19 protein-coding genes and 2 tRNA genes are annotated in these 22,536 nt (G+C 50.5%); 19 read left to right on the forward strand and 2 right to left on the reverse strand.

Going from position 1 to position 22,536, the window contains the following annotated elements; genetic code table 11:
• The first annotated feature begins 13 nt into the window (after positions 1-13).
• From ACJMM9_RS05400 to ACJMM9_RS05460, 13 genes are all read left to right on the forward strand, one after another.
• A complete protein-coding gene (locus ACJMM9_RS05400) occupies positions 14-3,892 on the forward strand; it encodes a tetratricopeptide repeat protein (RefSeq protein ID WP_405324528.1) in 3,879 nt (1,292 codons plus the stop codon).
• Positions 3,893-4,080: 188 nt separating this feature from the next.
• Entirely contained in the window at positions 4,081-4,719 is a 639-nt protein-coding gene (locus ACJMM9_RS05405) for a MotA/TolQ/ExbB proton channel family protein (RefSeq protein WP_405324530.1), read from the forward strand.
• A gap of 40 nt (positions 4,720-4,759) precedes the next feature.
• Complete coding sequence (locus ACJMM9_RS05410) at positions 4,760-5,650, forward strand: ExbD/TolR family protein (RefSeq protein ID WP_405324532.1); 891 nt, start codon at positions 4,760-4,762, stop codon at positions 5,648-5,650.
• Between the two features lie 2 nt (positions 5,651-5,652).
• Positions 5,653-6,147 carry a biopolymer transporter ExbD gene (locus tag ACJMM9_RS05415; protein WP_014546558.1) on the forward strand — a complete coding sequence of 165 codons (495 nt, stop codon included), beginning with the start codon at positions 5,653-5,655 and terminating at the stop codon, positions 6,145-6,147.
• A gap of 3 nt (positions 6,148-6,150) precedes the next feature.
• A complete protein-coding gene (locus ACJMM9_RS05420; RefSeq protein WP_088641388.1) occupies positions 6,151-7,077 on the forward strand; it encodes an AgmX/PglI C-terminal domain-containing protein in 927 nt (308 codons plus the stop codon).
• Positions 7,078-7,240: 163 nt separating this feature from the next.
• Positions 7,241-8,560, forward strand: coding sequence for a hypothetical protein (locus ACJMM9_RS05425; protein ID WP_405324534.1), 1,320 nt, complete (start codon positions 7,241-7,243; stop codon positions 8,558-8,560).
• 175 nt (positions 8,561-8,735) lie between these two features.
• Entirely contained in the window at positions 8,736-9,098 is a 363-nt protein-coding gene (locus ACJMM9_RS05430) for a hypothetical protein (protein ID WP_254917535.1), read from the forward strand.
• Between the two features lie 63 nt (positions 9,099-9,161).
• Positions 9,162-10,184 (forward strand): rod shape-determining protein, encoded by a 1,023-nt coding sequence (locus ACJMM9_RS05435; RefSeq protein ID WP_088631316.1) that lies wholly within the window; start codon positions 9,162-9,164, stop codon positions 10,182-10,184.
• A 19-nt stretch (positions 10,185-10,203) separates the two neighbouring features.
• Positions 10,204-11,031, forward strand: a complete 828-nt coding sequence (mreC, locus tag ACJMM9_RS05440; RefSeq protein ID WP_405324536.1) for a rod shape-determining protein MreC — start codon at positions 10,204-10,206, stop codon at positions 11,029-11,031.
• On the forward strand, positions 11,024-11,509 hold the full coding sequence (gene mreD / locus ACJMM9_RS05445) for a rod shape-determining protein MreD (RefSeq protein WP_405324538.1): 486 nt from the start codon (positions 11,024-11,026) through the stop codon (positions 11,507-11,509). The genes mreC and mreD overlap by 8 nt, the downstream gene beginning before the upstream one ends.
• Positions 11,502-13,355 (forward strand): penicillin-binding protein 2, encoded by a 1,854-nt coding sequence (gene mrdA, locus ACJMM9_RS05450; protein ID WP_405324540.1) that lies wholly within the window; start codon positions 11,502-11,504, stop codon positions 13,353-13,355. The genes mreD and mrdA overlap by 8 nt, the downstream gene beginning before the upstream one ends.
• Positions 13,352-14,599 (forward strand): rod shape-determining protein RodA, encoded by a 1,248-nt coding sequence (rodA, locus tag ACJMM9_RS05455; protein WP_405324541.1) that lies wholly within the window; start codon positions 13,352-13,354, stop codon positions 14,597-14,599. Before mrdA ends, rodA begins: the two co-directional genes overlap by 4 nt.
• A 169-nt stretch (positions 14,600-14,768) precedes the next feature.
• Complete coding sequence (locus tag ACJMM9_RS05460; RefSeq protein WP_405324543.1) at positions 14,769-15,509, forward strand: ComF family protein; 741 nt, start codon at positions 14,769-14,771, stop codon at positions 15,507-15,509.
• Between the two features lie 74 nt (positions 15,510-15,583).
• Here ACJMM9_RS05460 and ACJMM9_RS05465 read toward each other — a convergent pair.
• Positions 15,584-15,664, reverse strand: a tRNA-Ser gene (locus ACJMM9_RS05465).
• A gap of 88 nt (positions 15,665-15,752) precedes the next feature.
• Between ACJMM9_RS05465 and ACJMM9_RS05470 the strand changes: the two genes are divergently transcribed.
• On the forward strand, positions 15,753-16,946 hold the full coding sequence (locus tag ACJMM9_RS05470; protein WP_405324545.1) for an HD-GYP domain-containing protein: 1,194 nt from the start codon (positions 15,753-15,755) through the stop codon (positions 16,944-16,946).
• Positions 16,947-17,105: 159 nt separating this feature from the next.
• Here the strand turns inward: ACJMM9_RS05470 and ACJMM9_RS05475 are convergent.
• Positions 17,106-17,178 (reverse strand) — tRNA-Phe (locus tag ACJMM9_RS05475).
• A 168-nt stretch (positions 17,179-17,346) separates the two neighbouring features.
• Between ACJMM9_RS05475 and ACJMM9_RS05480 the strand changes: the two genes are divergently transcribed.
• The 5 genes from ACJMM9_RS05480 to ACJMM9_RS05500 all read left to right on the forward strand — a co-directional run bounded on the left by ACJMM9_RS05480 (position 17,347) and on the right by ACJMM9_RS05500 (position 22,536).
• Positions 17,347-19,860, forward strand: a complete 2,514-nt coding sequence (locus ACJMM9_RS05480) for a CotH kinase family protein (protein ID WP_405324547.1) — start codon at positions 17,347-17,349, stop codon at positions 19,858-19,860.
• A gap of 119 nt (positions 19,861-19,979) precedes the next feature.
• A complete protein-coding gene (locus ACJMM9_RS05485; protein ID WP_405324549.1) occupies positions 19,980-20,816 on the forward strand; it encodes a class I SAM-dependent methyltransferase in 837 nt (278 codons plus the stop codon).
• Positions 20,813-21,406 (forward strand): UbiX family flavin prenyltransferase, encoded by a 594-nt coding sequence (locus ACJMM9_RS05490; protein ID WP_405324551.1) that lies wholly within the window; start codon positions 20,813-20,815, stop codon positions 21,404-21,406. The genes ACJMM9_RS05485 and ACJMM9_RS05490 overlap by 4 nt, the downstream gene beginning before the upstream one ends.
• A gap of 31 nt (positions 21,407-21,437) precedes the next feature.
• Positions 21,438-22,328: a 4-hydroxybenzoate octaprenyltransferase gene (locus tag ACJMM9_RS05495; RefSeq protein ID WP_173353351.1), complete on the forward strand. Its 891-nt coding sequence runs from the start codon at positions 21,438-21,440 to the stop codon at positions 22,326-22,328.
• Complete coding sequence (locus ACJMM9_RS05500) at positions 22,315-22,536, forward strand: hypothetical protein (RefSeq protein WP_405324552.1); 222 nt, start codon at positions 22,315-22,317, stop codon at positions 22,534-22,536. Before ACJMM9_RS05495 ends, ACJMM9_RS05500 begins: the two co-directional genes overlap by 14 nt.

Genomic DNA, 22,536 nt, shown 5'->3' on the forward strand with positions numbered 1-22,536 from the left:
TGGATAGAGAACGATGAAAAATCTATTGCTCGTATCAGCAATTGTTTGCTCCATGGCCGGAACATCATTCGCTGCATCGGACCCGTGTAAAGATAAGACTACCGAAGCTAAGAATCTTTACGCAAAGTGCAAATCCATTGGAAAGGGCAACTCTGGTTATGAACAGTGCGCCAGTTCCTATCGAGTTATCAAGAACCAGGCTGAACAGGCTTGCCGTTCTGGTGGCCTTGACGAACAGGGCATGCGCGATGCTATCGCCCAGTGGGAACGCCAGGTAGAACGCTGCAAGGGCAAGGTGAGCAACCGTTGCGCAAGCTCCTTGCAACAGCTCGGTCACTACCAGTTCCAGCTCGAAGAAAAGCAGTTCCTCGACAAGAACGCCCAGTATGAAGAAGATGTCGCATGGTGCGCTGACCGTGACAACAAGCCGGCAAAGTGCGCCAACATCGGCCAGTTCCCGAAGCCGGATCACCAGAAGTCTTTGGGCTATTTCCTCGAATACATCGACAAGTATCCGAAGGAAGCAAAGGCTCCGACCGTGATTTACCAGGCTGCTGCTGTGCAGGAAGCTAGTGGCGAAGACGACAAGGCTTACAAGCTCCGTATGCAGCTCGTCCGTGACTTCCCGGACAACGGTCTCGTGCCGAAGGCATGGCTCCGTATTGCTGAATACCACTTCATGAACCGCAAGTTCAAGGACGCTATCGGTGCCTATAAGAAGGTGACGGGCTTCGAAAACCTCACGGGTAAGGAAGCTGCACTTGCCATGTACCACTTGGCAGAATCTTATTACAACACTGCCGAATACGAAATTGCTGCTAGACAGTATTTCGACTACATCGTCGGTGCTGACAAGGGTAAATATCCTAACGACTTGCGCGCTGAAGCTATGGACTTCATGGCTGCATCCTTCTCTGACTTGGAAGGTGGTGGTGTCCAGGAAGCTGAAGCTTTCTTGAAGGACAAGAAGGTTCCGTTCAAGGACTCTGTCTATTACCGCATCGGTATGAAGAACAAGGACCATGACCGTAACGAAGAAGCTGTCCAGTCCTTCAAGCGCTTGATGAACATCAACCCGGACTATATCGACGCTCCGCTCGCCGATATTGCCATGATCGAAATCTTGATCGTCCAGCAGAAGTTCGAAGATGCTCAGGCTCACCGTTATGAAGTTGTGAAGCGTTATGACCGTAACTCTTCCTGGTACAAGAAAAACCAGAAGTATCCGGAATCTGTGAAGAATGCTGAAAAGGCCATCCGTGGCGCTATGCTCGACATTCCGCAGTACCACCACGCTCAGGCTGCTAAGCTCACCAAGGAAGGTGATATCGAAGGCGGCAAGAGACAGTATACTAAGGCTATCGAAGCTTATGAAGCATTCCTCAAGCGCTATGCTAAGGAACCGACCTGGGATGAATACAAGGTTCACATCAACCTTGCTCTTGTCTATCAGGAAATGAACCAGCATGCTAACGCTGCCAAGATGTTCAACTGGATCGTTGAAACCGATACGACCCGCTATGGCCGTCGCGAAATGGGTTCCGGCGCTCTCCTCACGAAGGATGAAGCTGGTTATAACGCCGTTCTCATGATGGACCAGGCTCGTGAAAATGCAAGAAAGTCTAAGGCTAACGATGACGCTGTCCAGGCTTACAACTTGCCGGAAACTAAGGCTTACTTCGACCAGGTCGATAAGTACATGGCCAAGTTCGGTAAGAACAAGGAAGCTGCAGAACTTGCTTACAACGCCGCTATCGTTCATTACGATGCAAAGCAGTTCAGCGTTGCTGTGAACGTCCTCCGCAAGCTCAAGAAGGACTTCCCGAAGCACCAGTACATTTTGCTCATCAGCCGTATGCTTGCCCAGTCCTTGCTGGAATCTAACCAGCTCGATGAATCCCTCACCGAATTTGAATGGCTCCTCAAGCAGTACAAGGCTAAGGAAACTCGTAACGACTCCATGGCTGCTGAAATCGAAAAGGCTATCGCTTACGTTCTCTTCCAGAAGGCTGAATCTTCTGTCAAGGCCGGTAAGTCCGAAGCTGGTGCCAAGGCTTACTTGGACCTCGTGAAGCGCTACCCGAACATCGACATTGCTGACAAGGCTATCTTCGAAGCTGCTGCCGCTTACGAAAGCGTCAACCAGTACAAGAAGGCTGCTGAAACCTTCATGCTCCTCCCGAAGAGCTATGCTAAGTCTCCGCTCACTGTCAAGGGTATCTTGCGTGCTGCTAGCAACTACAAGAAGGACAAGCAGCCGGTGGTTGCTGCTAAGACGTTCTTGTTCATCACGGACAACTTCCCGCAGGATTCTATGGCCTTCCCGGCAATTGGCTTTGCTGCTCAGACCTATGACTCCATCCCGGACAAGAAGCAGGCTGCTCAGACGTTCGAACTTGCTTACAAGCGCTACCCGCAGAACGAAGAAACTCCGTCCTTCCTCTATAGCGCATGCTTGAGCTACGACGAAGCCAAGATGACCAACGAAGCTATCCGCTGCTCCAAGGACCTCGTCCGCGACTATCCGAAGAGCTCTTACGCTGTTGACGCTGCCTTCTCTATCCCGATGGCATACGCTAACGCTAAGAAGTGGGACCTCGCCATCCAGGAATATCGCAACTTCATCAAGATGTACCAGGAAGACAAGGAAAAGCTCATTGCCGCTTACATCGGTATCGCTCGCGCCTACCGCAATGTGAAGGACATGGATAACTCTGTTGATGCTTACAAGAAGACTCTCGAAGCTTACGACAAGTACGGTTTGCAGATCAAAAACGCAGACGCTGCTATCCCGGCTGAAGCTGCATTCTACATGGGTGAACAGGAATACAACAAGATGACTCCGGTTGTCTTGAAGGGCAAGGAAAAGGAAAAGGCCAAGATCATCAAGAGCTTGGTTGAAACCCTCCAGAAGGCTATGGGGCATTACTCCAAGTCTGCTGCCTACGCATCTGAAAAGTGGACCTTCCGTGCCACCAACAAGATGGGTATGCTCTTCGTGACGATGGCTGCAAAGATTCGTGAACAGCAGCTCAACGGTAAGAAGGAAGAAGAAAAGTTTGCAGAACGCATCGGCATTGTGCAGCAGCTCCCGACTTACTACGAACAGGCTCGTCCGATCTTCCAGAAGAACATCGACCTTGCTCGTGACCAGGGCTTCTACAACAAGGACGTGATTGCTGCAGAAATGGGCTACATCGAAATGTATTACCAGGGCTGCGCTGTGTTCGTCGAAGTTGCTGATGCATTCGCCAATTCTCCGCTTCCGGACAGTGCTTTGATCGTGCGTGAATACATTGGTCAGGGCATGGTGAAGGATGACGCTATCATGGCTGCCCATGAAGACTTGGAAGCCTACCGTGAAGAATTGAACAGCCGTTCTGATGCTGCCAAGCAGCTCGCTATCCCGCAGTGCGCAACGGGTATCAAGGCTTCTGCTCACTACGGTATCGATAACGAATGGACTGCAAAGCTCTTTGAAACCTTGAGAAAGCTCGACGAAGCTAACGAAGATCTTAACACCAAGATCGAAAAGTTTGACCCGTCTACGCTCTTTGCTGACCCGGCTTACTTCAAGTTGAAGGCTCGTATCGAACAGATTGAACAGTCTGACGCTATGACCCTCGAAGAAAAGGTCTCCACCTTCCGCAACATCGTCAAGGAAACTAAGGACGATCGCGCAAAGCTTGAAGAAGAACTCGCCAAGCTCAAGCAGTGGATGGCTGACCCGAGCTTGATCCCGGCTTCTGAAAGAGGTGTCGAAGCTGCTTCTGAATCTTCTAGCGATGAAGAAGCTGTCGAAGCGACCTCCAAGAAGGGCAAGAAGGGCAAAAAAGCTAAGTCCGAAGCCAAGAAAGCCAAGAAAAAGGCTAAAAAAGGCAAGAAGAAATAGCGGTAAAAACTATTTTACGGGGAATCCTAGTTCATGGGATTCCCCTATTTTATTGGGCTTGAGGGCGATTTCAGCGCGGTAAAGAAAGTTTTACTACTAAAAACTCCCACAACGCTCCAAAAAAAAATAAATATGAACGAAGATTATCAAAAACAACAAAAACAATAACTCAATTAAAGGAGTCTCTAATGTCTAAATTGCTTCAATCCTTCAGCCCTGAATCTGATGGTTACCAGTTCATGTGGATCATCTTGGTCGTGTTCATCATCGGCCTCGGTTTCTCTCTCGAACGCGTTACCTACATCATGGTGAAGAGCTCCAAGGGCCGCGCTAAGTTCATGGCCGATTTCGGTAAGCTCGTTATGCAGAACCAGCTCGAACAGGCTCTCCAGTTCGCTAAGAGCTCCAAGCTCCCGATCGCTAAGGTTATGGACGCTATCGTTGCTGCTAAGCTCAACTGCAAGGATGCAGACAAGGCTCGTGACTTGATGACTGCTGCTTCTGATGCTGTGTTCCTCACTGAAGCTCCGCGCCTCACTCGCTACATCTCCATCATCTCCGTTATGGCTTCCATCTCCACGTTGCTCGGACTTATGGGTACGATTTACGGTCTGATCTACACATTCGACGCTGTTGCTAACAAGCCGGCTTCTGAACGTGCTAAGGCTCTTGCTGATGGTATTGCTATCGCTATGGGTACTACGCTCCTCGGACTTCTCTCTGCAGTTCCGCTCCTCGTCATCGTTGGTCTTCTCAACATGAACTCCGAACGCCTCATCCAGGAAATGGAAGAAAAGGGCCTCAAGATTATCAACTCCCTCGCATAATCAATCAGAGAGTTTAATTTTAACTGGAGTTTAAATAAACATGGCAAAAAATATCAAGAAACCAGGAAAGGTCGAAGAACCGGATTTGCTTCCGGCGATGGGCTTGTTCACCATCTTGATTCCTATGCTTTTGACCATGACTGCTTTCTCCAAACTCGCCATTGTCGAAGTGAACCTGCCTGAACGCAGCCAGATGCTTATCGACAATGACGTGCCGCCTCCACCTGATGAGCAGGCATTGAACTTATCCCTCGCTATCGCTAACAACTACCTTGTTATCGGTGCACGCGGTGGTTTCCAGCCGAACGTCTATTTCAAGGAAATGTGGACGTTCCGTTGCAAGTCTGATGCTCAGCTCGTTACGTATCCGATGGAAGACGTGAAGACGGCTGTTGAAAGTGGACATGGACCGAAGTGCAAAGATGGTTCCGAAATGGACAAAGAGAAGTATCTCTACGAAATCGAAACCATCGAACTCTGGGCTATTCAGAAAGAATCTGAAGAAGACCCGGGTAAGGTCATCTGGGCCGCATATAAGAACGACGGTAGCTCTGAAGAAGCTCATGCCGACAGTGCTTATGTAGACGGTGCCAACAACTTCTTGTCCCTTCCGGGTGAAGGTGCAATGGGTATGCAGAAGCCGGCCGCTCTCAAGGCCCCGACTCCGGGCATGGCTGTTGCAACGCTTCAGCCGAACTCTGCCCGCACTCTCAAGCCGGGTGACAAGTCTATGGTTTATCCGCTCTCCGCATACGATCTCATCGCTAAGGACTTGATCGCAATCCATACTCAGTTCATCGACTTGGACGACGTTGATAACATCATCATCGTTGCAAACGACGACACTCAGTTCGACAAGATCATCCAGCTCATGGACCGTGCTAAGGAAGCTGGTTTCAGCAAGATCAACCTTGCAAAGTTGGGAGGTTAATCATGGCTAGAAAATCTCGTAAGTATAGCGAAGACGTACCTTTCTCCTTAACGTCCATGATGGACATGATGACCATCATCTTGGTGTTCATGATCAAGAACATGGACGCTGAAGGTCAGCTCTTGACCCAGGCAGAAAACTTGATTCTTCCGATCTCGACCTCCAAGGTCCAGCCGAAGGAAGTTTCTTTGACTGTCGTGGTCGATGCTAACTACGTTATCGTTGACAATGAAAAGGTCGTGCCGACCGCTGACGTTCTCGCTCAGGAAGACCTCCTCGTTACGAAGGTGGACGAAATCCTGAAGGACCGTCGCGCAATCGAACAGGAACACGCTCTCAAGATGGGCCTTCCTGCCGATGAAGCTGGTCACATCATTGTCCAGATTGACAAGAACATCCCGTATGATGCGATGTATAAGGTCATGGCCACTTGCGGCTTCTCCGGATACACGAATATCGCATTCGCCGTGATGGAAAAGAACGGCGGGGAGGAATAATCAATGGCAAAGAAGAACATAGATCCGTTTATTGCGTCGCTCATGCCGGAATCCGACAAGAAGATGGGCGCAATCGCCGGTGTCTCTCTTGTGATCGCTTTGGCTATGTGTATTTGGGCTTCCATGTACGAACAGGTCGTTGCTGAAGTCGTATTCGACAACGCTGATTCCGTGGACCTTACTACTTCCATGCAGATTGAGCAGAAGGAAGAAAAGAAGGAAGAAAAGAAGAAGCCCGAACCGAAGAAGCCTCGTAAGAAAGCTGGTGGCGGTGGTAAGCCGCGCGGTAAGGGCCAGCCGAACGCTCCGCAGACTCGCGGCGTGCTCAAGCTCCTCACTGCTCAGACCAAGAATGCCTCTGCTGCTGCTTATGACTTGATGAAGAACCAGAAGTTCACCAAGGACATCGATAAGGTGCTCAAGGACGTCGCTGGTCTCCAGACTACGGGTAAGACCGTTCTCGGTGGCCGTCGCGGTAAGGCTAATGGTGGCTTCAATGAAGGTTACGCAGAAGGTGGTTCCGGTGGTATCGGTGACGGCCTTGCAGGTCTCCTTGGCGGTGGTGGCGGCGGTATCGCTACTAAGGCTAAGGGTTCCATCAAGACTCCGTCCATGCGTGATATCGACATGGGTGCCGGTGGTGGTTCTCGTTCCGCTGCAGACATCATGAAGGTTGTCCGCCAGCGTACTCCGGGTCTTCGCCACATCTATAACAAGTGCCTGAAGAAGAAACCGGGATTCCAGGGTAAGGTTACCTTGAAGTTCACGATCGCTCCGGGTGGCGAAATCATCAGCATCTCTACTGTTTCTTCGACGACCGGTTTCCCGGAATTCGACTCCGAAGTCAAGAATGCAGTTAGCCGCTGGACCTTCAGCAAGGTGAAGTCTGGTAACACGACGGTTACGATTCCGTTCACGTTCACCGAATAATTCACTTATAAAGCTTGCAAAAAAGACCAGACTTGCGTCTGGCCTTTTTTGTATCCTGATTTCGGGAATGACATCAAAAAAAATGATGTTTCATTAAATTTATGTTGCGTTTTTTCTTTTATAAAACTAACTTTATAAAAGAATTTTCAATAGGAGTTAATCCATGAACTTAAAAACCGTAGCTGCGGTTGGCACCGCATTTGGAATTCTTGGTGTTGGGTCTGCTTTTGCAACATTTGCCCGTATTGAATCTATGGGTAAGAATACGACCTACATCATGGATGATGTGAGCATCTTTGATAACCCGGCAAACATCAACCTCTACTCCAATTACTTGATTGGTGAATTTGGTCCTTACACGCAGGATGTGGCTGCCGGTACGAACAAGGATCCGCAGCACCCGAATTTCGGCGGTATCTTCTCCATCTCTGTCGGAGAAGACAACAATCCGGATCCCCGTATTTCTATCGGTGGTCTCTTTGGCCGCATTAATTCCGAACTTATCCAGTACTTGCCGGATGTCGTGATTGGCGAAAATGGCTCTAGCACTAAAGTTCCTGAAACGGTGACGAACTTCGATGGTTTCTTGGGCGGTACGCTCTCGAACGGTAATGCCTGGGGCTTGCATGTGTATATTGCACAGCAGGACGGTGGCGACATGGGCGAAGATGGCAATTATCAGGTGAAGAAAGACGCCTTCGCTTCTATCGTACAGGCTGACGGTGGTATGAACTTCCAGTTCACGAACTACTTTGACTTGGAATTCTCTCTTGCTTTGGCCCGTATCCAGTACGGTCCGGAACACCACAGCTTCTTTGACGACGGCAACTTCTCCTGGTTGATCAAGTCCCGTGCGTTCTTTACTTTGGACGCTATTAACGGCGAACTCGTTCCGGCTATGAACCTCAAGTTCATCGATGCTCCGGGTCTGGATGAAAAGCATGCTCAGGTGGGCGTCGGTATCAACGTCGCTCTCGACCGTGGCTTCTTCTGGATGGGCTTGGACTTTATCTATAACAAGAGAAAGGCTCATGACTGGCTCTTTGACAAGTCCTTGAATGGCGGCTCTTGGGTTTATGACTCCCGCAATGAAGACAACAAGCACTGGGATGAACGTACCGATGTCGGTGGCATGATCAGCTTCGGTATCGAACGTAATATCTGGTGGGATTGGTTCATTATCCGTGTTGGCGGTCAGAAGTCCATCCTTTATACAGATTGCAATGTCAATGACAAGAACGAAGCCAAGTACAAAGCAGATAAGGGCGGAAAGTACGGCATCTGCAAGGAAGACGGCAACTTCTTCAGCACAAACCCGCTTGCTGATGGAACCTCCAAGGACCACATTGGCTTCGGTTTCGGTATCAATATCGAAGAAAAGCTGAAGATCGACGTGACTGTTGCTGAAGACCTCCTCTTCCGTAACCCGTTCCAGGGCGAAGGCAGACTCTTCTCCAGAATCTCTGCAACGTACTCGTTCTAATGATTTAATTCGGAATTCGGAGTTTGGAATTCGGAGTTGAAATAATCGCGGCGAAGCCGCCAAATTAAAAATTCCTAATTCCTACATCCTAATTCCTAATTGCTCTAACAGTCTTGTTGCTAAAATTTATGAAGCGCATTCCACTTGGGTGCGTTTCTTTTTTTATTTTATGGGCATGAAGAAAATCTTATCCCTCATATTTCTTGTGTTGCTTTCGTCTTGTTCTGAACCGACGGAACGCATTGAAAAGAAACTCCTCTCGTACTTGCAGGAAGACTTGAAGTTCATGGTCGCAGAAACGTTGAACGCCAATGCGACTAAGGCTGACTTGCTTGATGAACCGTATTACAAGATTCGTGATTTTAGGTTGTTCGAAGGCGCCGAGGCTGAGATTTACGCGGCGTATGCAGAAGTCGATTTTTACATCTATCGGGACCTTGCCATGTACGAAAAGCGCAAGTACCGTTACGAGGTTCACGGTAGGCATTGGGACCGTTATTCCAAGGTCCTAAAATTTGGTAAGGATAAAAATCCTTAGGTAATGGTTTCGACTATTTTAGTTATATTTTTAGCTGGGATTTCTACTACAGAGGGTTAAATTTTGTTCGGACTTTTTTCTTGTGATATCGGTATAGACCTGGGTACCGCAAATACGCTTGTCCATGTGGCTGGACAGGGCATTGTCATTAACGAACCGACTGTGATTGCTGTTGACCGTAAGAGCAATCGCGTGACTGCCATTGGCGGCGAAGCTAAGAAGATGCTTGGCCGTACGTCTGGCGAAAGCCGTGCTATACGCCCGATGCGTGATGGCGTGATTGCTGATTTTGAACTTGTCGAGACGCTCTTGCGCACCTTTATCACGCGCGTACAGCGCTATCCGTTGTGGATGGTAAAACCGCGTGTGGTGGTTGGCGTTCCGAACGGAATTACCGAAGTGGAAACGCGTGCTGTGATCGATGCTATCAAGATGACGGGCGCTAAGGAAGTGCACCTGGTACATGAACCGATGGCTGCCGCTATCGGCATGGGCATCCCGGTCGAAGAACCGGTCGGTAACATGATTGTGGATATTGGCGGCGGTACGTCCGACATCGCTGTGATTGCCTTGAACAAGTCCGACTGCAACGGCTCTGTGCGCGTGGGCGGTGACGAAATGGACGAGGCCATTGTACGCTACCTTCGCACTATGTACAACCTCTGCGTTGGTGAAAGCACTGCCGAACAGATCAAGATCCAGATCGGTTCTGCAAGCCCGCTCGAAGAAGAATTGACGATGGAAGTCAAGGGCCTTGACTTTATTGCCGGTATGCCGCGCACGATTCCTATCGGTAGTGCCGAAATCCGCGAAGCCATCAACGAGCCGGTGACGGCCATTATCGAAGCTGTGAAGCAGGCCTTGAGCATCACGCTTCCGGAACTTTCTGCCGATATTTACGACAAGGGCATCATCCTCACGGGTGGCGGTTCCCAGTTGCGCGGTCTCGACGAACGTATCCGCAAGGAAACGGGCCTCTCGGTGAACGTGATTGACGATCCGATGACTTGCGTTTGCAAGGGCGCTGCCCGCATTCTCGAAGACCTGGACAAGTACCGTCCTGTTTTGGTGGCATCTTCTACCTAAATTCTGAAATTGCACTTCGATGCTTAGAGCTTTTCGCTTTATTGTCGATCTGTTTACCCAAAGGCATGGCGTTGTCGCTTTTGCCTTTTTTCTCGTTTTAGGGATTCTGATACATGCGTCTTCGACGGCGGTGCGCGAGAGCATTGTCGATAAGGCGCTTTCGACGGTGTTTTACCCGGTGCAGCTCTTGCTTGCCTCGGTGAACGACTTCAAGTCCTTGCAGGCCGAGAATGACCATCTGAAGGCGGAAAACGCAAGGCTCCGTCAGGAGACTTACCACGCGAGCGAGGGCTTGCAGGAACTGGCTCGTTTGCACACGCTTGTGCGCTTTGACGACAAGTGGGATTTCCCTATCGTGACGTCTCGCGTGGTGGGGCATAACCCCGGGCGTTTTCTGACGACTCTCGTGATCAACCGCGGAACGCATCACGGCGTGAAGGAGAACATGCCGGTGATGTCGATGAACGGCCTTGTCGGGAAGATTTCGAAGGCTTCGCTGACGCATTCCCGTGTACAGCTCCTCGTGGATCCGAACTTGAAACTCTCCGTGCTTGAGCGCCGTACGCGAGTGGTGGGCTTCTTGGAGTCCGTAGACGGTCATTTGCTTTCGGCGATGATTCCCTCGCATGCAGGCGTTGCCGAGGGCGATACGCTCATTACATCGGGGCTTGGCGGCATTTTCCCGAAGGGAATCCCGGTGGGCACGGTGCACAAGGTGCGCAAGGCGGATCTGGACGTGATGAGCCTTATGGATGTGAAGCCGTTCCAGGAATTTTCGACTTTGGAAGAAGTGTTTGTGATGCAGAAGGAACCGGATTGGATTATCCAGGAGTTGCTCGATGAGTAATTACGGATGGTTGAAGACGCTTCTGATGTTTGTGCTTGCCTTTGCGGTGCAGTCGACGATTGGCGACTGGCTTAAGATTTTGGGCGTCGGGCCTGACTTTGTCTTGATTTTCATTGTATCTGTGGCGCTTCGCTTTGGGGCTGCTACGGGGTGTCTCTGGGGCTTTTTGGCGGGCTTTACGCAGGATATCTATGCGCCTGTGGAATGGCTTGGCGCCAATGCAATTGCGATGACGATTGTGGGTTTTGCCGTGGGACAGCTGGAAGAACACTTCCTCACGTTGAATTTGCCCCCGAAAATTGGGGTCCTTGGGCTTGCATTCTATGTGAACGATATGTTCTATTTCCTAATTACAGGTCTCGAAAAGGATGTCGTGACGACTTTATTCCTGACGAAAACGGTACCGGAAAGCATTTACACTGTAGTTATTGGCGGTATTTTGTTCTACCTCATTTCGGGGAAGAAGTCGGATGTATAACGATACTTCGGAGAATGAGGCCAGAGTCCGCAGAAACTGGAATATTCTGATATTCCTTGCCGGGACTGTTATTCTTTTTGCGGTAATCCTGTTCAGGCTGTTTTCGTTGCAGTACTTGCATTACGAGGAAAACTTCCAGCGTTCCGAAAATAACCGCTTGCGCCGTATCGAGCTGATTGCCGACCGAGGCTACATTTACGACCGCAACGGGAATGTGCTGGTGCGCAACCGCCCGTCGTACCAGATTGCGTTACAGGCGCTTGAAATGCCGCGCAAGAAGGCGGACAGGGATTCCATTTTCAGAAAGCTCTTGAACATCCGTGATGCGGCTGGAGTGCGGCTTTTTGATTCCTTGTCGCTTGATACGGCTTTCCAGAGGATTCGCTGGGTGCGTACGCGCCCGGTCCGTATTCTGGAAGATGCGACGATGGAGCAGGTCGCGGTAATTGAAGAGCATTCGACGGAATTGCCGGGCGTTTCGGTGATCATCGAATCGCGCCGAGAATACCCGTACGGGACGCTTGCTTCGCATGTGCTCGGCTACACGAGTGAAATTTCGGAAGAGCAGCTAAAGCTTCAGGAATATGCGTCATATTCGCAGGGCGACCGCGTAGGGCAAAAGGGGCTTGAGCAGGAATACGACAAGGAGTTCCGCGGCAAGAACGGTCTCAAGCTAGTGGAGGTGAATGCCTCGGGGCGCGAAGTGCGAACGCTCTCGGATGTGGGGGGCTTTATTGCGCCTGAACCGGGGCTGCACATGATTTCGACGATAGACCTGAAGCTACAAAAGGCGGCCGAGGCGGCGATTCCCGATTCGGTAAAAGGCGCCTTGGTGGCGCTGGACCCGCGCAATGGTGAAATCCTCGCGATGGTTTCTTCGCCGCGACTTGACCCGAATATCTTTTCCTTAAAGCGCCGTGAGCGCAACAAGGGCTGGGCGCACGTGGCGCTTGATTCGATGCGCCCGCTGACGAACCGTGCGATTTCGGGCATTTACCCGCCGGCGTCGATTTTTAAGCTCGTGACGTCTGGGGCAGGGCTTGAAAGCGGGATTATCTCGGAGACAAAGTATTATCCGAAGGCTTGTACGGGCGGCTACCAGTACGGGGCACGTTACCAGAGGTGCTGGGGTGTGCATGGAAACTTGAACGTGGTGCATGCGCTACGCCTTTCGTGCGATGTGTATTTCTATCAGGCGGGCCTTGAAATCGACATGGCGCGTATCAACGAATTTGGGCGACGCTTTGGCTATGGCGAAAAGCTGCTGGGCGTGGATATTCCGGGCGAACGCGCGGGATGGCTCCCGGATTCGGCTTCGTTTAATCAGCGCAACAAGCGCCTTGGCTGGCGCTGGGCGCGTGGACTTATCTTGAACCTTTCGATTGGGCAAGGGCAGATGGTGACGCCTTTGCAGCAGGCTGTATTTGTGGGTTCTCTGGCAACGAACAAGGGCGTGTACAGGCCGCATTTTATGAAGGAACTGCAGGATGCCGAGGGCAATGTGGTGCGCCGTTTTGAACCGGAGATTATCCGTCCGGGAACCATGAAGCCTGAGACGCATCGTGTGCTCTTGAATGCAATGGACTCTGTGGTAAACCATCCGGGGGGAACAGGTAAGAAAGCCGCTGTACCTGGAATTCGCGTGGGCGGAAAGACGGGTTCTGGCGAATGGAAAAAAGGGCAGAAGACGCATGCCTGGTTTGCTGCGGTAGCCCCTTTGGATGATCCGCAAATAGCCCTTGCCGTAATTATCGAAGCTGGCGGCGGTGGCGGTTCAGTGGCGGCCCCGATTGCTCATAAAGTGCTGATGGCGTTTTTTGGTAAAGAAGAAGAGGAACATGAATGAGTACCGATCGCATTCAGGACAAATCGTTAAAGTTCGATTGGCTCTTTATTGCCGTGACGCTTGTACTTATGACATTTGGCGTGTTCCTCGTGTATTCGGCGACTGTGGGCGAGGAACTGGCCCTCTACAATACGCACTGGTTTAAGCAGATTATCTACTTTCTGGCGGGGATTGCGATTGCCGTGGGCCTTGTGTTTGTGAAAATTGACTGGCTCAAGCGTATTGCAGTTCCGTCTTATGCCATTGCGCTGGTCTTGCTTTTGTTCGTGCTTATCTTTGCGGGGGACGTGAAGGGGGCGGGGCGCTGGATTGACTTGAAAGTGATCAAGTTGCAGCCTTCGGAATTTGCAAAGATTGCATACCTCATTACGATTTCGTACTGGCTTTCGAAACACCCGGTGAGCTTGCATAAGCTCAAGACTTTTTTGGTGCCGCTCGGGCTTTTTGTTGTGCCGTTCCTGCTTGTGCTGAAGCAGCCGGATTTGAGTACGGCGCTTGTGTTTACCGCAGTGACGCTTGTCGGGTTCTTTTTTGCGGGGCTGACCTTTACGGACTTGTTCCTGATCGTAAGTCCCGTGCTGTCAGTGCTGTTTTCGCATTCACAGTCGATGGTGATGCAGGTCTTGTGGGGCGTGTTGATTTGCTTTGTCGTTTTCTCCGTGTTGCGCAGGCATTTGTCGAAGAAGTTCTCGGGCGTGATCATTGCGACGAACATCTTGGCGGGGTATGCCAGTACGATGGTGTGGAACATGCTGGAGCCGCACCAGCAGAAGCGCGTGAACACGTTCCTGGATCCGATGAGTGACCCGCTGGGCGATGGCTATCAGGTGTTGCAGTCGCTTACGGCAATTGGTAGTGGCGGCATTGGCGGCAAGGGCTTTGGAAACGGTTCCCAGACGAACCTCTCTTTTTTGCCCGAAGAACATACGGACTTTATCTTCAGCGTTCTCGGGGAGCAGTTTGGGTTTGTCGGATGCGCGGCAATTCTTGCCCTGTTTACGTTGTTCTTATGGCGAGCCTCCTCGATTTGCAAGACGAATGACGATCCGTTTGTAACGCTCATGACGATGGGGGCTTGCACGATTTTCCTGTTCCATATCACGGTGAATATCGCGATGACGATCGGGCTTATGCCTGTGACTGGGCTTCCGTTGCCGTTTCTCTCCTATGGTGGTTCGTTTGCGCTTGTATGCATGTTCCTCGTTGGGCTGTTGATGTGCCTACGCTATCAGGGGAATAAATAGAGGGTTAGACGAGAGACGTGTCATCCTGAGCGGAACGTAGTGGAGTCGAAGGATCCAGTGAAGTTTTAGGTGGTAGAATTTTAAATAAAATTTTACCGAACTATTTGCCTGAAAAAAGCGTGTTATAGAGATGGACGCGATTTTGCGCTGCTTTATGACAGGAGGCTTTATGGGAGTTTTGAGGACTGTATCAAATTTTGTTTTCGGGATGGAGTGCCTGGGATGCGGGAATTCTTCGGAGAAGCTTGATCCGTGGCTTTGCCCGTCTTGTGCGGCGGAACTGGCTCGTGAATCGTGTTCGCCTAAATTCCCGAACGAGGATGTTTTTTGCCTTTTCCCGATGCGTCCTTTGACAAGGCGCCTTGTGCATGCGCTCAAGTACAGGAATATTCCAGGACTCGCGTCTTACCTGGTGCGCCATTCGTCGGCGGTAAAGCAGGGAATGGTGGCGCAGGAGCTATCGATGCTTGCGCAGCCGCTTTACTTTGTGCCTGTGCCGCTTCACAGGGCGAGGTATCGCGAGCGCGGTTACAACCAGGCGGAACTTCTGGCGGCGGCGCTTGCTGTTGCGACTGGTGGTAAGGTTTGCCGCCTACTAAAGCGCAAGACGTTCGTGGTTTCACAGACGAAGCTTTCGAAAGAAGAACGCGAAATGAATGTGGCGGGGGCGTTTGTTGCAAAATTTCCTAGAAAAATGCCCACACGGGGGACTGTCGTCGTTGTAGACGATGTCTTTACGACTGGGGCGACGACATCATCGTGCTTGGCTGCGTTCGGGGCGGATTTCCCGCTCCCGCTCAAGGTGTGTACGCTTATTTATGATGAGCCTGCGACTGCTGTTGCGGACTTTGCCGCAGATTGCCGCGCTGATTGGGATGGGCTTCGCGGAATTAGGAATGCGGAAGTATGAGTTAGGAATTGAAATAATCGCGGCGAAGCCGCCTAATTCCGAATTAAAAAAAGCTCCCCGAAGGGAGCTTTTTACGGAGGAAGAGGGACTCGAACCCCCAAGCCTTACGGCGGCGGTTTTCAAGACCGCTGACTTACCAATTAGCCTATTCCTCCAATTGGTGCGCAAAGAATAGAAAAAATACTTGGATATCGTCAACGATACTTTGCATTTTATGCAGAAATAACTATTTTTTTACATACTATGAGCTATCAAGGAAACGCTACCGATCTTGGAGACGGCGAAGTCGCTGCTCTTTTGTTCGAGTACATGCCCAAAATTGCTGCAGAGCATAAAACGGACAGTCTCCTTATGCTTATGGCTGATTTAGGCCGGAAAATTGTCCAGGCCGACCGCTGCTCGCTCTGGCTTGTCGATGAAGAACGTAACGAACTTTGGACAAAAGTTGCCCATGGCGTGAGCGAACTGCGAATACCGCTATCGGCTGGCTTTGTCGGCTATTCCCTCAAGACGGGTGAACCGCTTTTGGTGGAAGACGCGTACTGCGATTCCAGGTTTGACCGGCGGAGCGATATCAAGAGCGGTTACCATACGACATCCGTTATGACGATGCCGCTAGAAAGCGATGATCGTGTGATGGGCGTATTTCAGGCGATCAACAAGGTCGGGGAAAATGTGTTCTTTTCCGAGAAAGACCTGGAACGCTTGAAACTTATTTCGGTTTATTCTGCAAAGACGATTGAGTCTGCAATGCGGGCCCAGAAGCTAGAGCGCTATGCGAAGCAGCTGGAGCGTAAGGCCGATGAACTCAAGTCGGCGCACATGGAACTCATCCGCATTCTGGGTGAGGTTTCTGAATTCCGCAGCCACGAAGTGGGTGACCACATTCACCGTGTTGCAGAAATTTCATTGAAGCTTGCCCGCTATATGGGACTTCCTTCAGAACAGCAGGAGTTGATTTTCTACGCGGCTCCGCTGCACGACCTTGGAAAGGTCGGTATTCCGGATATGGTTCTGAATAAAGCCGGGAAGCTGACTCCAGAAGAATATGAACGGATGAAGGCGCATTCCATTATCGGTCGTACTTTGCTCCGTGATTCCAAGACGGATTTGCTTTGCATGGCCTCGGATATTGCCGGCTGCCATCATGAACGCTGGGATGGCACGGGTTACCCGGATAGGCTAAAAGGTGAAGAAATCCCGCTTGCCGCCCGTATTTGTGCTGTGGCGGATGTCCTGGATGCGCTTTCTAGCCCGCGCTGTTACAAGCCGGCCTGGCCTGAAGAAAAAGTCAAGGACGAAATGCAAAAATCCCGTGGCTCGTATTTCCAGCCGGAACTCATCGATATTCTCATGGAGCACTGGGACGAATTTTATTCCTGCTATAGGCCCGAAGGCGAGTTTGCCAAGAAGGGACTCCTGCCGCCTGTGAAATAAATCACATCCATCTCAGACGAGAGAACGCCGCGTCGCGGCTACAGACGAAAGAGTTTTTTTTCAATGTCCTTTTTTACGAGGGGACATTTTTTTTTCTGCTTTTCTCGGGAAATTGCCGAAAATAAAGAAAAAACCTCGGTTTTCACCGAGGTTTCTTCGTGGTTCCGATTGGAATTGAACCAACGACACGCGGATTTTCAGTCCACTGCTCTACCAACTGAGCTACAGAACCATTTTGGTGACCCAATTATAGATATTTATTTTCGGCTTGTCAAGGGTAAAGAGAATATTACTGTTATTTTTTTAAAAAAACTACTAAATTTACTGTTGTTGGATGGATGATTAGGTGCTTCACGGCATTTTGCTGTGGAGAGTGAGTCTTTTATTTTAGGTGGTCGCCGTGATACGTTTGAAAAAAATAAGACCGTTCTTTGCCTTTGCTGCGGTTTTAGGTACAGTTTTTATTCTTGGCTGTGCTGAGGAGAATAAAAACCCGATTATACCAGGTAACGATGAACCTGGTCCGCAATGTTTAACGCCTGGTGCTTGTAAAGATACGATCATTAAGCCGAAGCCAGGTGGCGGCTATGACACATCGGTCGTTCCTGTGAACCCGCATTTTGATACGACGTATGAAATTATTGGTACGGATACCGTTCGCGTTATCGATACGGTTTATATTCCGCAAGATACGTCGCTTATTTGGGTTGGGCAATCTGCATTGCGTATAACGGAAATTGCTCCGCTGAATACAGACTGGCTGGACGAAAACGGCGATGATCCGTCCTGGGTGGAAATTTACAATTCCGGCGATAAGGATATTGATCTGAAGGGCTACACGCTTGTTGAAAACATGAAGAACTTGCGCAAGTGGGTTTTTGGTAGCTATGTTCTCAAGGCTAAGTCTTTCTTGGTCGTTTTCTGCGATAAGAAAAATATTTCTGCAGTGCAGAGTGCGGATCTTGATGGTGGTCGCCATACGCGCCCGCATACGAACTGGAAGCTCGATAAGGATGGCGGTACGATTTACTTGATCGACAAGTACAACGGAATCCGTGATAGTGTTGAATATCCTGAATTGACAGCCGGCCTTAGCTGGGGTATTGTCGATGGCGGATACTGGAAATACTTTGAAAAGCCGACTCCGGAAAAGCCGAATACAGCATCAAAGGCTTACGATGAAGTTGCTCCTGAAGCAGATATGAGCGGCCTTAAGTCTGGATTCTACAGCGAACCGTTTAAGCTGAATCCTCCTGCTCTTGATGAAGGTGTCAAGCTCCGTTGCACAACGGATGGTTCTGTCCCGACGGAAAATTCTCCAGAATTTAATTCCCCGAAGACGATTGACCACAGCGTGGCATTCCGCTGCGCCACTTTCAAGAAGGGTGCCCTTCCGAATAAGGTTACAACCCGCACGTTCTTTGTTGACGAAGACCAGGTGAAGATGCCGATTGTCGCGATCAGCGTAGATTCCAGTTTCTTCCGTGAACATTATATCAAGACGAGCTGCAAGGCTCCGAAGGGTTGCAGTGACAGTGTAGGCCTTTATGCCGATGTTGAAGTGCCTGTTCATGTGGAATATTTCGAAAGTGGATCTTCTACGAAAAATGGCTCGACTTGGGAAATTGATGCCGGTATTTCCTTGATGGGTGGCTATAGCCGCTTGAATGACAAGAAGTCTGTCTCGATTCGTATGCGTGAAGAATATCAAGACGGCAGCATCAACTATCCGTTGTTCGAAACCCGCAAGGGCGTAAATGACAAGTACAAGTCCTTTAATCTCCGTAATAATGGTAACCGCTTTGTTAGCGACTACATCGAAGATGCTATGGGCGGAGCCCTTCTCGAAGGTACTAGCGTCGATTACCAGAGAAGCCGTCAGGTTGTGGTGTTCTATAACGGTAAGTATTACGGCATCCATGATATGCGTGAACGCTTCAACAAGCATTACGTAGAAACGAACTACAAGATCGATGCGAATACGGTGAACTTCATCAAGCATTTGGGCAAGGAAGTCGAAGCCAGCAGCGGTACGACGGACGCCTATATGAACATGCTCCACTATGTGGCAACCAATGATTTCTCCGGTGAAAACAATGCAAAGTATGACACCGTGAAGACGATGCTCGATGTGGGTAACCTGGCCGATTATATGGCTGCTGAAATTTATATGCACAATGGTGACTGGCCGAACAACAATGTTCGTGCATGGTCCGCTCCGGGACATCCGTGGAAGTTCATGGTCTATGACCTCGACCATGGCTTTGACTGGACTTGGGGCGTGAACGATAAGGAATTCAACCAGGAATCCAATATGTTTGCCTGGATCAAGAAGGGTGGCGGAAATAAGCCGTGCAAGGATGAAGGCTGCTTCGCCAATCTTTATAACCAGCTCATCAAGAATCCGGATTTCAAGCGCATGTTCATTAACCGCTCGGCAGTGATGTTCGATAGCTACACGAACGGTAAGAATGTGGAAAAAATTGTCAATTCCATGGTTTCAAAGATTGACAAGGCTGAAATGGATCGCGACCTCGCCAAGTTCAAGCAGGATCAAAAGTACTATACCAACTCTTGCCCTGACAATAATGGCTTCAGCAGGGATGGTTCTTGCTTAAAGAAATGGGCAAATGACCGCGATCCGAAGGTCCTTAAGGAATACCAGGAAGAATTTGGCTTGAGCGGTACAGTTTCCGTGAGCATTGGCGCTACTGGCAATGGTACTGTACTTATGGAAGGCATGAAGCTTCCGAGTGCAAGTTTCAAGGGCAAGTTCTTTGGCGGCGTGAAAATGGAACTCAAGGCTGTTCCGGATGCTGGTGCGGTGTTTACCGGCTGGAGCGATGGCGTGACGGACAATCCGCGTCTTGTAAGCCCGACGGATGGAGCGTCCTTTACGGCGAAGTTCCAGTAACTGGTAGCGACGCGATACGCCTCGCCAAGATGCGTCTTGTCGAGATGCGTCGCCGCTCATGATGAAATTCGCGGCCTGGATAAAAATCCAGGTCGCTTTTTATTTCTACATTTTGCTATATGAAAAGTCCCGTGCGTAAGATGTTCGATGGCATTGCAAGCCGTTACGATTTTCTGAATCACTTTCTGAGCTGCTATCAGGATGTGCTGTGGCGCAGGTATTGCTGCAAGCGCTTGAAAAAGATGATGGGCGCTGAATGGCGAGAAGAGATGCCGGGATTGCTTGGCAAGACGCCGCTTTCGGGAATGCAAGCCGAGATGCCGCGCGGTTTGAATAAAGTGCGTCTGCTCGACTTGTGTGGAGGCACGGGCGATTTTGCCGATACCTTCCGCAAGATTTTTGAGAGCGGTTGCAAGTGCAAGAGTGTGTGTAAGTGTGAATCGCAAACAGAAATGCCGCGCGACTTTGTCGTGGACCCGGCTGTAATCGGTGATTTTTCGTACGGGATGCTTGCCGAAGTCAAGCCGAAGAAAATCGATGCGCATGCGGTGCAGCTCGATGCGATGAAAATGCCTTTTGCCGAGCGCCAGTTTGACGTGATTCTGAATGGCTTTGGCATGCGTAATGTGCCCGATGCCCGTGGCGCCTTGATGGAATCGTACCGTGTGCTTGACGCGGGCGGCTACCTCTGCGTTTTGGAATTTTTCTCGCCGAGGAACTTGTTCAACAAGTTCTTCTATAAAGTGCTTGCGCCGCTGTTCATTCCGGTGATGGGCGCCTTTTTTAGCGGCAAGCGCGATGCCTATGAATATCTGGTGAATTCGATTATCCGCTTTTTGCCGGTTGATCAGTTCTGCAAGATGGCCGAAGAATGCGGCTTTGAAGTCAAACAGGTCAAGATGTTCGATGGCGGAATTTCGTTTGGCGTGTTCTTGCACAAGCCGGGGAATGCATGAGTCGCTTTGTGCTTGGAGTGACGGGCGCTAGCGGCGGCATTTATGCGACCCGTACGGCGATGTACTTGCAGCGCTTTGGTCATGAGGTGACGCTTATCGTAACGCACCCAGGTAAACAGGTGCTTGAGTACGAGGGCCAAAGTGCGCTTTTTGACTACAGCAAAGACGTGTGCAACGTGGATGATTTTTTTGCGGAATGCGCGAGCGGTTCTAGCGATATTGCGGGCATGGCGGTGGTGCCGTGCTCCATGGGAACGCTTGGACGCATTGCGGCGGGAACTTCGGATAACTTGCTTGTGCGCGCGGCGGATGTTTGCCTTAAGGAACGCAGGCCGCTCGTGATTGTGCCGCGCGAGATGCCGTACAACTTGATCCACATCGAGAATATGAAGCGCGTGACTTTGGCGGGTGCGGTCGTGATTCCGGCGTCGCCGCAGTTTTACAGCAAGCCCCAAAGCATCGAAGAGCTTGTGGATACCGTCGTCGCGAAAATCCTGAAGCACTTGGGCGTGGAACAATCGCTTGTCGCGAGTGTTGCTAAAGTGTGGAATGGCGATGAAAGGGAGATTCCCGCTCGGAGGCGGGAATGACAACCAATGACTATTGACTAACAGCTAAACCATGAATAAAATTCTTGAATTTACACATCTTGTCCGTTTGAGCCATTCGCTGTTTGCAATGCCTTTCGCGATTGGCTCCATGTGGGTCGCGGCAAACGGTTTCCGTGACATGAGCGCTTTTGAAACCGCCCGCATTATCGTGCTCATCGTGCTTTGCATGGTGACCGCCCGTAACAGCGCCATGAGCTTTAACCGCATTGCAGACGCCAAGTTCGATGCGGAGAATCCGCGGACGGCAAAGCGCCATTTGCCGGCCGGGCGCCTGAGCCGAAAATCGGTGATGGCGTTCTTGGCGTTGAACGGAATCTTGTTTGTGGTGTTTGCATGGATGCTTCAGCCGCTGGCGGGTGCGCTTGCGTTCCCGGTGTGGCTATTGTTGCTCTCGTATTCGTACTGGAAGCGTTTTAGCTGGCTTTGCCACTGGTTCCTCGGATTTGCAATTGGCATGAGTCCGCTTGGCGCCTGGATTGCTGTTCGTGGTGAATTTGCTGTGTTTCCGATTTTCCTCCTGTTCATTCTGATGCTCTGGATGGGCGGTTTTGACATTATTTACGCGACGCAGGATATTGAAATTGACCGCAAGCAGGGCTTGCATTCCGTGCCCGCCCGCTTTGGCCTTGAAAAGTCCTTGCGCATTGCGCTGGCGAGCCATTTGGCGATGCTTGTGCTTTGTGTTGTGTTCGGATTCTTCTGGAACATGGGCTGGATCTGGTGGGCGATTACGGGACTCATGACAGCCGCCATCGTCTATATTCACTTGTTCAGAAAATCGAATGACCTGGATGCGATGAATCGCGACTTTTTCCTCGCGAACGTGGCGATTAGCGCACTCGTGATGGTCGGTCTTATTGTCTGGATTTGCATGGGAGGAGATGTCAATGCCCTTTATTAATCGCCCGAACGGAAAGTTCACAAACGAAGAAAAAGTGAAAATGTTTCATACGATGGGCGGTGTTGCCGCTGTCTTAGCGCTTGTCTGCATCTTGCTGATCGAAACGGGCGCTGCTGGCGAACACCGCGATATCGCCGACATGGGCCTTACCGCGATGATTGTGATGCTTGCCGTTTCGCTTGTGGGCGGGATGTATTTTAAGAGATAG

Origin of the sequence: Fibrobacter sp. (assembly GCF_045112255.1) — a bacterium.
In the GTDB taxonomy this organism is placed as follows: Bacteria; Fibrobacterota; Fibrobacteria; order Fibrobacterales; family Fibrobacteraceae; genus Fibrobacter.

What these genes read in the sequence shown, in the direction of transcription:
- ACJMM9_RS05420 (WP_088641388.1), top strand. Translation starts at nt 6,151, where the DNA reads ATGGCAAAGAAGAACATAGATCCGTTTATTGCGTCGCTCATGCCGGAA.
- ACJMM9_RS05410 (WP_405324532.1), top strand. Translation starts at nt 4,760, where the DNA reads ATGGCAAAAAATATCAAGAAACCAGGAAAGGTCGAAGAACCGGATTTG.
- rodA (WP_405324541.1), top strand. Translation starts at nt 13,352, where the DNA reads ATGAGTACCGATCGCATTCAGGACAAATCGTTAAAGTTCGATTGGCTC.
- ACJMM9_RS05425 (WP_405324534.1), top strand. Translation starts at nt 7,241, where the DNA reads ATGAACTTAAAAACCGTAGCTGCGGTTGGCACCGCATTTGGAATTCTT.
- ACJMM9_RS05460 (WP_405324543.1), top strand. Translation starts at nt 14,769, where the DNA reads ATGGGAGTTTTGAGGACTGTATCAAATTTTGTTTTCGGGATGGAGTGC.
- ACJMM9_RS05490 (WP_405324551.1), top strand. Translation starts at nt 20,813, where the DNA reads ATGAGTCGCTTTGTGCTTGGAGTGACGGGCGCTAGCGGCGGCATTTAT.
- ACJMM9_RS05400 (WP_405324528.1), top strand. Translation starts at nt 14, where the DNA reads ATGAAAAATCTATTGCTCGTATCAGCAATTGTTTGCTCCATGGCCGGA.
- ACJMM9_RS05415 (WP_014546558.1), top strand. Translation starts at nt 5,653, where the DNA reads ATGGCTAGAAAATCTCGTAAGTATAGCGAAGACGTACCTTTCTCCTTA.
- ACJMM9_RS05430 (WP_254917535.1), top strand. Translation starts at nt 8,736, where the DNA reads ATGAAGAAAATCTTATCCCTCATATTTCTTGTGTTGCTTTCGTCTTGT.
- ACJMM9_RS05470 (WP_405324545.1), top strand. Translation starts at nt 15,753, where the DNA reads ATGAGCTATCAAGGAAACGCTACCGATCTTGGAGACGGCGAAGTCGCT.
- mreC (WP_405324536.1), top strand. Translation starts at nt 10,204, where the DNA reads ATGCTTAGAGCTTTTCGCTTTATTGTCGATCTGTTTACCCAAAGGCAT.
- mrdA (WP_405324540.1), top strand. Translation starts at nt 11,502, where the DNA reads ATGTATAACGATACTTCGGAGAATGAGGCCAGAGTCCGCAGAAACTGG.
- mreD (WP_405324538.1), top strand. Translation starts at nt 11,024, where the DNA reads ATGAGTAATTACGGATGGTTGAAGACGCTTCTGATGTTTGTGCTTGCC.
- ACJMM9_RS05485 (WP_405324549.1), top strand. Translation starts at nt 19,980, where the DNA reads ATGAAAAGTCCCGTGCGTAAGATGTTCGATGGCATTGCAAGCCGTTAC.
- ACJMM9_RS05500 (WP_405324552.1), top strand. Translation starts at nt 22,315, where the DNA reads ATGCCCTTTATTAATCGCCCGAACGGAAAGTTCACAAACGAAGAAAAA.
- ACJMM9_RS05495 (WP_173353351.1), top strand. Translation starts at nt 21,438, where the DNA reads ATGAATAAAATTCTTGAATTTACACATCTTGTCCGTTTGAGCCATTCG.
- ACJMM9_RS05405 (WP_405324530.1), top strand. Translation starts at nt 4,081, where the DNA reads ATGTCTAAATTGCTTCAATCCTTCAGCCCTGAATCTGATGGTTACCAG.